The sequence below is a fragment of the Marivirga lumbricoides genome (assembly GCF_014636295.1).
Classification (GTDB): domain Bacteria; phylum Bacteroidota; class Bacteroidia; order Cytophagales; family Cyclobacteriaceae; genus Marivirga; species Marivirga lumbricoides.
On record NZ_BMEC01000017.1, the window covers coordinates 67030 to 78910 of the forward strand.

Consider the following 11881-nt stretch of genomic DNA (forward strand, 5'->3'; position numbering starts at 1 on the left):
GAATATTTTCATGATTACTTAAAACCCTAAAGTCAACTGCTTTACCTCAATTTTGCTTTCTTCAAATTCAAAGTTGGAAAGTGAGCAGCCCAGCAGCCTGATTTTTTGTAATACTATCAAATCATCCACTAACTGAAGTATGGTATCCAAAAAAACTTGTTCCGTTTCTACAGCCAAGGTTAATGTTTTGCTTCTGGTAATCTGAGTAAAGTCATCAAACTTCACTTTTATATTCACAGTGTGTGCTTTAGCATTGCTGTTATCATATCTTGTCCAGCATGTATGAGCAATGGGAAATAATTTATCAATTATTTCATCTTTGGTAAAAACGCTTTCTGAGAAGGTGTTCTCTGCGCCTACGGATTTCCTGATACGGTTAGGATTAACTGCTCTGTTATCGATTCCCCTGCTAATCTCATAATAATACTTTCCGGATTTCCCAAAATAAGAAATCATTTCAGCCAACGACTTAGCCTTCAAGTCGCGACCATGGAAAATCCCCATTTTATGCATTTTTTCAGCCGTTACTTTCCCCACTCCAAAGAATTTCTTTACCGGAAGTTCTTCAATAAACCGCTCTACCTGATGAGGCTTAATGATAAACAATCCATCCGGCTTACGATAATCTGAGGCTATTTTAGCTAAAAACTTATTGATAGAAATGCCTGCAGAGGCTGTAAGACCTATTTCTCTTTTGATGGTTTCTTTAATATCATTCGCTATTTCAGTGGCAGTTTCTATTCCCTTCTTATTTTGGGTAACATCCAGGTAGGCTTCATCCAGGCTTAAAGGCTCTACTAAATCAGTATGAGAGAAAAAAATCTCCCTGATTTGGTAACTAAGCTCTTTATAGCGTTCAAAGCGGGCTTTTACAAAAATAAGATCTTTACATTTGGAGGCTGCAATTTTGGAAGGCATCGCTGAAAACACACCAAATTTTCTGGCTTCGTAACTTGCAGCTGCTACTACACCACGCTCTTTGTTGCCTCCCACAGCAACAGGCTTACCACGTAATTCAGGATGGTCCATTTGCTCCACAGATGCAAAGAAAGCATCCATATCTACATGAATAATTTTGCGTAAAGTTGGGTTCTCCAATGATTCTCCGTTTAAAATGACTTATTACCGTTTGTACTATTGCTGTTAGTTTGACAAAGATATAAATTAGAAATTATAACTGATTTAAAGAGTAATCCATTCAAAGTTGAATAATAAACCTATGAAGAGAAGAGATTTTTTACAATTAACCGGAATGGGAATTGGAGGTGCTTTATTAACAGTTCCGCTGCTGGGAAAAGCAGTAGATGTTAATCGGCTTCTGGAATTACCCATGGATGTGACTGAAAAGAAGCGTTTAGCCAATATTGGTTTGAATGCAGCAAAAGGAAATGGAGCATCTTATGCGGATGTGCGTATTGGTCGATATCTGAACCAGTACATTTTTACGCGTGAAGATAAATTGCAAAATGCAGTAAACACCGAATCATTTGGTGTAGGAGTCAGGGTATTGGCTAACGGCACGTGGGGCTTTGCCTCTACTAAAGATGTTAGTGAAAAAGGTATACAGAAAGCAGCAGAAACAGCCGTTGCTATTGCAAAAGCTAATTCAAAAATCCAAACTGAGCCTGTGATTTTGGCTCCTGTGGGTTCTTATGGAGATGTTTCCTGGAAAACACCCCTGGAGAAAAATGCTGTAGCAGTACCTTTAAAGGAAAAAGTAGATTTATTACTTTCTGCAAATGCTGAAGCGATAAATAATGGTGCCAATTTTGTTAACAGTGCGCTTTTCCTTATAAATGAGCAGAAATATTTTGCGAGCACTGAAGGTTCTTACATTGATCAGGATATTCATAGAATATGGCCAAACTTCAATGTAACTGCCATTGATTCAGCTAGTGGTAAATATAAAACAAGGGAAGCATTGAGCTCACCTATGGGGATGGGATTTGAATACATGGATGGCCGAGCGTCAAGTAAAAAAGAAGGACCTGGAGGCACCATGCATTATTACGATCACTATGACATGATTGAGGATGCAGGTTTAGCTGGAAAACAGGCTAAAGAAATGCTTTCTGCAGATTCCATTAAGGCCGGAAAATATGATTTAGTGCTTGACCCTAATCACCTGGGATTAACCATCCACGAAAGTGTTGGCCATGCTACGGAGCTGGACAGGGTGTTGGGTTATGAAGCCAATTATGCGGGAACTAGTTTTGCAACCCTGGATAAATGGAAAAGTGGTGATTTTAAATATGGTAGCGACATTGTGAATATTTTTGCTGATAAAACTCAAAAAGGTTCTTTAGGTGCAGTAGGATATGATGATGAAGGTGTAAAAACTAAGAAATGGGATATTATTAAAAATGGTATCTTAGTTAACTACCAGGCAATTCGTGATCAGGCTCATATCATTGATGAAAAGGAGTCACACGGATGCTGCTATTCACAAAGCTGGAACGATGTGCAGTTCCAAAGAATGTCAAATATTTCATTGACTCCAGGTAAAGAGAAATACTCACCAATGGATATGATTAAAGATGTAGAGAAAGGGATCTATATTGTAGGTAGAGGTTCTTATTCAATTGATCAGCAACGTTATAATTTTCAGTTTGGAGGAACATTATTCTTCGAAATTGAAAAAGGAAAGATCAAAGGACCTGTTAATGATGTGGCATATCAATCTAACACACAGGAATTCTGGAACTCCTGTACTAAGATTTGCGATGAAAGTGATTATAAAACTTTCGGTTCGTTTTTTGACGGTAAAGGTCAGCCTTCACAGATTAGTGCAGTTTCGCATGGAAGTTCTACTACAAGGTTTGATGGTGTAAATGTGATTAATACCGCACGTAATATTTAAATTAAGACAAGATTCAGGAATAAGAAGATATAATATTTATGGAGCACCTGTGACATAATGTTTAGTGATTTTCATTCTTGATTCTATTTATCTATAAATCTTATAAAAAAATGGCAATATTATCAAAAGAAGAAGCAAAGCAGATTTTAGAGAAAGTGATGAAGCTTTCTACTGCAGATAGCCTTGAAGCCAGCTTATCCGGTAGCAGTCAGGGTAACATCCGCTATGCAAGAAATACGGTTTCTACCAGTGGTTTTAATGAAGATGTTAGTTTGGGTGTGACTGCGAATTTTGGAAAAAGGTCGGCCTCCTCAACTATTAATGAATTTGATGACGCCTCATTGAGGAAGGTGGTTAAAAGGGCAGAGGAGCTTGCTAAATTAGCTCCTGAAAACCCTGAATTTATGGAGCCTTTAGGGCCACAGGAATTCAAAGAATCTAAAACATTTTCGCAGAAAACGGCTGACATCACACCTGAATTTAGGGCGGAGGTAGCTAATAGCAGTATAGGTCCTGCTAAAGCTAAAGACGTAACAGCAGCTGGCTTTCTGGAAGATGGAGCAGGCTTTTACAGCATTATGAATAGTAAAGGCCTTTTTGCTTACAACAAATATTCCAATGTGGACTTTACTGTTACAATGAGAACAAACGATGGAACAGGATCTGGCTGGGTTACCAGGGATTTCAATGATGTTTCAAAGTTTAATGCAGCAGAGGCTTCAAAAACAGCTTTAGACAAAGCAATTATGTCTAGAGAAGCAAAAGCTATTGAGCCGGGAAAATATACTGTTATTTTAGAACCTGCTGCAGGGTCGGATTTGTTGCAGAATATGTTATATAACATGGGAGCCCGTCAGGCAGACGAAGGAAGAAGCTTTTTGGCTAAACAGGGAGGTGGAACGAAGCTAGGCGAAAAATTAGTAGACGAAAGAGTTACTATTTACTCTGATCCTTTTAATGAGATAGTGCCGGCAAGCACATGGTCGGGAGATGGTATTCCTCAAGAGAAAGTTAGCTGGATAGAAAATGGAGTAGTTAAAAATATGTTCTATAGCAGATATTGGGCAGATAAACAAGGTGTGAAATGTGTTCCTGGTCCGTCTAATGGAATTATGATAGGAGGGGATGCCACTACTGAAGAGCTAATTAAAAGTACTGATAGAGGCATTTTAATTACCCGGTTGTGGTACATCAGAACTGTTGATCCTCAAACTTTACTTTATACAGGCTTAACCCGTGACGGAACCTTCTATATTGAGAATGGAAAGATTAAGCATCCTATTAAAAATATGAGGTTCAATGAAAGCCCTGTAATTATGTTGAATAATTTGGAGGCTTTAGGAAAACAGCAAAGAGTAGATGGTAATTTAATTCCGGTAATGAAGATCCGTGATTTTACTTTTACCAGCTTGTCCGATGCTGTATAAAACCTATATTAGTATTAAGCTTATTATTAAATGTTATAAATGATAAAAACAGCGTTCTTTTGAGCGCTGTTTTTTTTATTACTTGTGTATATTTTTTGGTTTAGAAATACTGATTTACTACTTTAGTATTGAACCAAAATCTTGCACTTATGAGATACTTAAATTACTTCCAGCGAATCAATTTACTTCATAAACTTATTAAAAGAGGCAATACGGGTAAGGCAAATGAACTAAGCAACAAGCTTAACATTTCCCGAAGAACTTTATTCCTTTATTTGGAAACCTTTAGAGACCATGGTGCAGATATTAAGTATTGCAGAAAAACAAATACTTATTACTATGAAGAAGAGTTTTTGATTGAAGAAATCTTTTCCTAAACAGTGCAATAAAATTGCACTGGCTAAACATAGCTTTATGATTTAACCAAATAAAATAAAGCTATGTTAAATGCAAAACTCAAAAATGGATTAGCAGCACTAGTAATCGCTGCAGTAAGTTTAATCAACCTTGCACTGCTCTACGCTCCAGACAATAATGAAATTGCCGGAGAAGGAGAAATTGTTTACACAAGTAGTATTTATAATGCTGATGGTGCTACCTATGCAGCTACTCCTGCAGTTATTTTAACTGCCAGAGCAGCTGCTTTAGTTACTAAAGCAGCTGTAAGATCTGCTGTTGCTTATACGGTGGTTTGTTCTTTCTGTGGTAGTGAAGAGGAAGAAAAGAAAGAAGTATCGCTTACTTTAGAGACAGAAAAGAATATGCGATTAACACAATTGAATTAACATTCTTTTCAGGTGGCAGCTTTGTCACCTGATTTTCCTTTTTCTATTTTTAATATCTAACCGCATTAAAAATGAAGCTCAACAAACTAAAGATAATTACTATACCTATTCTTGGGGCTTTTATTTTCTATTGGGTGACCACTATCTTTTTTAACTTACCTGATAACTATATAAAGCTTCAGTTTATTGGAAGCGAAAAAATTTTTAATTCCTCATTATTTCAAAAATGGTCATTTTTCGCCCCACCTCCTAAGCATAATGACAGACTTTATTATTCATTCCATAGTAAAGATTCGTCAAATACAGATACTATAGTACTGGAAGTGGTAAAACCGATTATAGAATTAAAAAGGAAAGAAGCTCCTTTTAATGCTAGATATGAAGTGATGGACTATATTCTTAATAACTCCATGATCCAGCTTAATGATTTTCTTGTGGATCAGCGAAAGCGAATAGAATTTAATTATCCTGATTCAACTGAAAAGGAATTTATTCAACCATTAATGGAGTTTACCTGGAATAATAGAGATTACCTTAAAGCTATTCAAACACTGGCAAACTATGGTGAAATTGTAGCAGTAAAAAATAATATTGACCTCAATAAATACCATTACAAATTCTACATTGTAAATGAATCCATTAAATCATTTTCTGACAGGTCTCAAAAGGATGCTGTGATTTCTAAAACGCAATCAAAGATTTTTGAATCTCCTTTAATTAAAAAGTCATGACAGCGGATATTAATAAATTATACAACAAAAGTAACAGAACTTATGCATTAGCACTTCTAAGAGTGGTTATAAGCATCTTTCTAATTCGAAAAGTGTTCTTTAATATCGCCAATGGAGAGGTTCTTTACAGCAAAGGTAGTTTTGTAGCGCATGAAAATATTTTCTTTTTAGGAATTATTGAAATAGGTGATTGGATCAGAGGCTTTCATGTAGAAATAACCTTATTTTTTTCCGTATTATGTGTGCTTATGCTATTCGGAATAGGCAAAAGGATTACTATCTTATTTGTATTTCTGTTATTTGAGCTGTTTCAAAGGATGAATGGCCTTGTATTAAACGGAGGAGATAACCTAATGAAGTTTATTTTGCTTTATATGTGTTTTGCTGATTCCTTTGATTATTTTAGTATTCAGCAAACTCACTACAAAGGCGGTTCTAAAAATAAAATTAATAACCTTATTACAAATCTGGCAGCATTTTCTATTATCATGCATCTGTGTCTTGCCTATTTTGTTTCCGGTATTTTTAAACTACATTCAGATGTGTGGTTCAATGGGGTAGCTTCCTATTATACCTTATCATTAGAAAGATTTCAGGGGACTCCTTTTAATAATCAACTGGCGCAGAATGGATATTTTGTAACAATTACAACTTATGGTACCTTATTTCTGGAACTATATTTTCCAGTATTGATATGGATTAAGAAAATCAGATATCCATTATTAATTGCAGGTATCTTATTGCATCTAAGCATTTTTTCCCTAATGATGATTTATGATTTCCAATTTGTATTCATTATGGTCTACTGCCTGTTTCTATCTAATAAAGAATGGGAAACCTTATTTGCTAAAGTTAAAACTGTGAAATACTGGAGAAAATGGAAAATTGGAAAATTCTATCGTATCTGAGGGGTTTAGTTGAACTAAAAATATACAGGGTATTTTATTTTTTGATATTCCTCTACCCATTTTATGAGCCATTTAAATTTATTATAATTTTCATTTTCCTGGATGTGCTCTATGAAATTCTGGAGAAGAATTCCAACAAACATTCTTCCCGGATTTCTACTTCTGCGTTGGTTTATCACCCGTTCCTCTATTGGCAATCGCTTTGTCAAATGTGGGGAATGTTATACAGGTCTTTTATTGCATCTCCCCAATCATACAAAGATATTGCTGCTGCAGCTAAGTCAGAAGGAATCACATTTAAACTGCCATTTGAAGGAAAGTGGTATGTTTATAATGGAGGTATAAAAAAGGAGGATTCACATTCATGGAATATCTACAACCAACGTTATGCCTATGATTTTGTAATGATTGATGAGGAGAGTAAGTCTTATTGTTCATCTGCGCAGGATATTGAAGATTATTATTGCTACGGTAAAAAAGTACTGTGTCCTGCAGACGGAACGATCATTCATAAAAAAGATGGGTTAATAGATTATGATCAACCTGGTAAAATAAATTTCTGGACTAAGGATTTCAGAGGCAACTTTCTCATTATTGAGCATAGTAAAAAACACTATAGTTTTTTAGCTCATTTTAAAAAGGCCTCCATTACAGTGAATATTGGAGATATTGTGAAAGAAGGCCAAACTTTAGGCTTATGTGGTAATTCAGGTCATTCTACAGAGCCCCATATACATTTCCATGTACAGGATCATCCTAATTTTTACCTTGGTCTGGGGCTCCCCATCCCATTTTTTATTACCGATGATGCTGAGAGACAATTTATAAGCAAAGGAGAATTTATTACTGCTCAACATTAAAACATCATTCATAAACTGAACTACAACAATGGAAAAACAAATAGTTAAAAAACTTTTTATAGTTAATTCATTTATTTCACTGACTGTTTTGTTATTGTTTCATGTAACCGCCAATTACTTCTTTTTAAGTGACCCAATAGGCTTTTCTACAAATGATGTCTCCATCTTATCAATATTGCTGGCAATACTTTTTTTAACAATAGGAACAGTTTTAAATATAGCTTTTCTTTTTAACAGGAATATTGACCCTCATAAATACAGTAAAACTAAGTTTGTATTTATAAGTAGCATTATCGTTATACTGACTACTTTTCTTTTGGATGCTACTTATCAACTATTTAATAAAGATGTGTCTCTTGCTTATAGCAAGGCTCTATTTACCATGTTTGGTGGAGCTGAAATGGATGAAATTTCATTAAAAGTATTTTACAAGATGCCATTCTTCCTTAAAAATATTTTCTCTAACCTAATAAGTATATTTCTATTTCAATTGATTTCTATTTATCTGTATTCTAATCTCTTTAATTTTAATAAAACTACGTTCAACAATCCTCAATAAAGATTCTGCTAAGGAGAATATAATCCGCTTTTTTGTATAATACCTTTACCTTGTAGTTTAACCTCGAACAGGAAACCAACCATTTATATAATTCCTGTATTTTTCGTTGTTGCGGCTTATTTTTTGACGTAAAATAGCAGCAATGAATGAATTTTTCTTCACACGCCTGCAATATGAATCCGGTGACTGGAATGTGGACCAGCGCATGCCAAGTAATTTACTCAATTCACTGATTGAGTATACAAATATTCCGGTAGATACGGTAGAGAAAGTGGTGCCTCTTAGCAGTGACGAGATTTTTAAGAGCCCTTTTTGCTATTTAAGTGGTCACAAATTGGTGCAATTTACCCGAAGAGAAAGAGAGAATTTTGAAAAATATGTTCAAAATGGCGGGTTTGTATTTGTAGATGATTGCAACCATGATATTGATGGTCTCTTTGCAAAGTCATTTGAAAATCAAATGGCTGAAATATATGGACATGAAGGATTACAAAAAATTTCAAATAAGCATTCCATTTATTCTAGCTTTTTTGAGTTTGAAGATGGTCCGCCCACCACATCGCAGGAGCTTAATGGCTGGGGCGATGATATTGTGCATGACTACCTGAAGGCTGTTATCCAAAATGGTAAAATTAGGGTTTTGTACAGCAATAAAGACTATGGGTGTGAATGGGATTATGATTTTAGAAATAAACGGTGGCTGGCAGAAGATAACACCAAATTTGGAGTAAATATAATTATGTATGCTTTATTTAATTAAAGCCTAGATTAATCAATCAGAATGAGCGAAACGGAGATTCAACAGTTAAGTAATAAGTTTCAATTGGCAAAAAAGGAACTTGCTAAAGTAATAGTAGGGCAGGAGCAAATCATAAATGAAGTATTTATGGCGCTGTTAGCCGATGGTCATATTTTATTGGAAGGAGTGCCAGGCTTAGGTAAAACTTTGCTGGTTAGGTCTTTATCCAGAGTAATGTCTATGGATTTTCATAGGATACAGTTTACGCCTGACTTAATGCCTTCGGATATCATAGGAATGGAAATTTTGGAAGAGGACAGAAGCACCGGCAAACGCTTTTTTAAATTTAGTAAAGGCCCTATTTTTACTCATATCCTCCTTGCGGATGAAATCAATAGAACCCCTCCAAAAACACAATCTGCTTTGCTTGAGGCTATGCAAGAACGTGAGGTAACCTATGCAGGTCAGACCTATGAGCTGCCTAAACCTTTCTTTTTGCTGGCAACTCAAAATCCTTTAGAACAATCAGGCACTTTTCCGCTGCCTGAAGCGCAACTGGACAGGTTCCTTTTTTATAGTATTGTGCAATATCCTGCGGAAAATGAGGAACTTGAGATACTTAAGCAAACTACAGGAAGCACTGTAAGCGAAATTATACCTCAAATTTCGGCAGAAGATATTCTGAAGGCAAAAAAATGGGTAAGGGAAGTTGTTATAGATGACCATATTATTGCTAAAATTAATGATTTGGTAAGGAGTACCAGACCACAGACTAGTGAGAAAAAACAAGTGAAGGATTTTGTGGATTGGGGTGCTGGTCCCAGAGCAGGGCAATCTATTATTTTAGCTGCTAAGGCCAGGGCTTTTATGCAGGGAAGGCTAGCCGTAATTCCTGAAGATGTGGAAAGTGTGGCACAAGCAGTTCTCAGACATAGGGTAGTAATGAATTTTACAGCAAGAACGGAAGGGTACACTGTGACTGAATTAATTAAAGAGTTGCTAAACGTTTTTAAATCGTAATAATTTACTTAACTCAGGTTCAAAATACATATTTAAATATAATTAAATTCTATTTTAGCAATTGCGTACTCTTCAGGAAATATTTTCACTTACTAATTTGGAGGCCTTAAAAGCACTGCAAATTTATGTCCATCATTTGGTGGATGGGCTTATCACAGGGATGCATCAAAGCCCGAAGAAGGGTTTTGGAATAGAGTTTAAAGAGTATAAAAATTATGCTCCCGGAGATAGCCTGAAGCAATTGGATTGGAAATATTTTGCTAAAACAGATCATTATATGATTAAAGAAGCAGAGGTGGAGCGGCAGCATGATTTTCTATTTGCATTTGATTTAAGCAGGTCAATGGAATATTCTCAAGATGGAATTTCGAAATTCAATCTGGCTAAGGCTTGTATTGCGTCTTTTACATACCTGACAAATAAGCAGCACGATAATTTTAAAATAATCAATTCCTCAAACCATTCTACTAATTATGAAGATTTTCTGTTTGGATTGATAAAGCAAAAAATAGAGGAAGACTTCAAAACAAGTAAGCTTTATCCGACAGCATTGCAGAGTGCTAAAAGTACGGCTATCATCTTATCAGACGGATATATGGAAGACTATGAGATTGAGAAATTAATTAGTAACTGGGCAATTTCAGCTCAGAAATGTATTTTCATACATTTTCTATATCAGACAGAATTAAAACTTGAGTTCGATAGGGAGAATTATCGCTTTCAGGATCTTGAAACAGGACAAATTATGCAGGTGAACACAAAAGAGGCCAAATCTGAGTATGCAGATAAGGTAGAAAAATGGCATGAGCAAATTAAGCATAATTGTCTAAAGAATGGTGTATTGTATTTTCAGATGGATGGCAGAAAACCCTTACAAAATGAATTAATGAAGTTGCTTAATCAAATGAACTTTAACTTCGGATGATTTTGGCTAATCCTATATGGCTCTGGGGCTTATTAGCTTTATTGGTTCCTCTGGTAATCCATTTACTTAGTAAGAAGCAAACGAGGATACTTCCGTTTGGAAGTATTAGATTTCTGAAGGAATCAGCCAGTAGCCAATCCAGAAGTATTGAACTTTCGGATATTTTAATGCTGATATTGAGGTTATTCCTCCTTATTATAGTGATAATATGGCTGGCAGGCTGGGTTTCATCTGAAAAGCTTGAAAAAAAGAATTGGCTCATTTTAGGACATGGTATTGATTTACCTTCTGCCTACCAAAATGCTGTTGATCAGCAGTTATTAGAGGTGAAAGACGTAGTAGCGCTTAAAGGTGAAAAAACTTACCTAAATGAATGGTTCTTTTTAAGAGAATTAGGACAAAGATACCCACAAATTGATTCTTTAATATGGATTGACAACTTTTCCAGTACAGATTTCTGGGGGAGGGTACCCTCACTTTCCTATACCTATAACCTAATAGATTTTGGAAATAAGAACAATCAAAAGCCACTAATTGAGATAGATACGTTATTTTATGAAGTCAAAGGTCTTCCTGAAGCCGGTAAAGATTTGATTGATAAAGTATTGCTGTCAATCAGTCAATATAGTGGGTCTGAAATTATTTATTCAGATAATTCGACCCGGGTGACTGACATTTTATTTAGTAATGCTCCATCTTCAGATATTCCAATTCAATTTATTTTTAACCTGAGTGAGAATAACACCTATCGACTAGAAGATCAATGGCCTGCCAGAATCATCCATTTATCCGAAAACTATGTGGATGATGCTTTATTGCATGATGAGTTACTAGTAATAATCACTGAGTTTCTAGCACAATATTCAAACCCATTATGGGCATATAATAGCTTTGAGGAAGCTACGGCAGAACCCCAAGAATTAAGGAGTAAAGTATTGAGGCAAAGCAATGAAATAAAAAGCCATGAGTGGCTATTTTGGATGATTTTAGCAACGTTGCTGATAGAAAGAGTGTGGGCTTATAAAAGAATAAATGCATAGAGATTTTAAACCATATTGGCAAAAGGT

13 protein-coding genes are annotated in these 11881 nt (G+C 35.4%); 12 read left to right on the top strand and 1 reads right to left on the bottom strand.

The features are described 5' to 3' along the window. Positions 1–18 precede the first annotated feature (18 nt). On the bottom strand, positions 19–1098 hold the full coding sequence (dinB, locus tag IEV85_RS21895; RefSeq protein WP_262892164.1) for a DNA polymerase IV: 1080 nt from the start codon (positions 1096–1098) through the stop codon (positions 19–21). Between the two features lie 121 nt (positions 1099–1219). Here dinB and IEV85_RS21900 point away from each other — a divergent pair, with 121 nt between their 5' ends. The 12 genes from IEV85_RS21900 to IEV85_RS21955 all read left to right on the top strand — a co-directional run bounded on the left by IEV85_RS21900 (position 1220) and on the right by IEV85_RS21955 (position 11854). Next, a complete protein-coding gene (locus IEV85_RS21900; protein ID WP_188467410.1) occupies positions 1220–2860 on the top strand; it encodes a TldD/PmbA family protein in 1641 nt (546 codons plus the stop codon). Between the two features lie 110 nt (positions 2861–2970). Beyond that, the gene (locus tag IEV85_RS21905) at positions 2971–4287 is read left to right on the top strand and encodes a TldD/PmbA family protein (RefSeq protein ID WP_188467411.1); all 1317 of its coding nucleotides are present in this window, start codon (positions 2971–2973) and stop codon (positions 4285–4287) included. Between the two features lie 149 nt (positions 4288–4436). Beyond that, on the top strand, positions 4437–4664 hold the full coding sequence (locus tag IEV85_RS21910) for an HTH domain-containing protein (protein WP_188467412.1): 228 nt from the start codon (positions 4437–4439) through the stop codon (positions 4662–4664). A 63-nt stretch (positions 4665–4727) separates the two neighbouring features. Further along, entirely contained in the window at positions 4728–5072 is a 345-nt protein-coding gene (locus tag IEV85_RS21915) for a hypothetical protein (RefSeq protein WP_188467413.1), read from the top strand. A 71-nt stretch (positions 5073–5143) separates the two neighbouring features. After that, a complete protein-coding gene (locus IEV85_RS21920; RefSeq protein WP_188467414.1) occupies positions 5144–5803 on the top strand; it encodes a hypothetical protein in 660 nt (219 codons plus the stop codon). Beyond that, on the top strand, positions 5800–6711 hold the full coding sequence (locus IEV85_RS21925; RefSeq protein WP_188467415.1) for an HTTM domain-containing protein: 912 nt from the start codon (positions 5800–5802) through the stop codon (positions 6709–6711). The genes IEV85_RS21920 and IEV85_RS21925 overlap by 4 nt, the downstream gene beginning before the upstream one ends. Further along, positions 6681–7571: a peptidoglycan DD-metalloendopeptidase family protein gene (locus IEV85_RS21930; RefSeq protein ID WP_188467416.1), complete on the top strand. Its 891-nt coding sequence runs from the start codon at positions 6681–6683 to the stop codon at positions 7569–7571. The genes IEV85_RS21925 and IEV85_RS21930 overlap by 31 nt, the downstream gene beginning before the upstream one ends. Before the next feature lie 28 nt (positions 7572–7599). Then, positions 7600–8130 carry a hypothetical protein gene (locus IEV85_RS21935; RefSeq protein WP_188467417.1) on the top strand — a complete coding sequence of 177 codons (531 nt, stop codon included), beginning with the start codon at positions 7600–7602 and terminating at the stop codon, positions 8128–8130. Between the two features lie 142 nt (positions 8131–8272). Further along, complete coding sequence (locus tag IEV85_RS21940) at positions 8273–8890, top strand: DUF4159 domain-containing protein (RefSeq protein ID WP_188467418.1); 618 nt, start codon at positions 8273–8275, stop codon at positions 8888–8890. A gap of 21 nt (positions 8891–8911) precedes the next feature. Then, on the top strand, positions 8912–9889 hold the full coding sequence (locus IEV85_RS21945; RefSeq protein ID WP_188467419.1) for an AAA family ATPase: 978 nt from the start codon (positions 8912–8914) through the stop codon (positions 9887–9889). Positions 9890–9950: 61 nt separating this feature from the next. After that, entirely contained in the window at positions 9951–10814 is an 864-nt protein-coding gene (locus IEV85_RS21950; protein WP_188467420.1) for a DUF58 domain-containing protein, read from the top strand. A 2-nt stretch (positions 10815–10816) separates the two neighbouring features. Next, on the top strand, positions 10817–11854 hold the full coding sequence (locus IEV85_RS21955; RefSeq protein WP_188467421.1) for a BatA domain-containing protein: 1038 nt from the start codon (positions 10817–10819) through the stop codon (positions 11852–11854). Positions 11855–11881 lie beyond the last annotated feature (27 nt).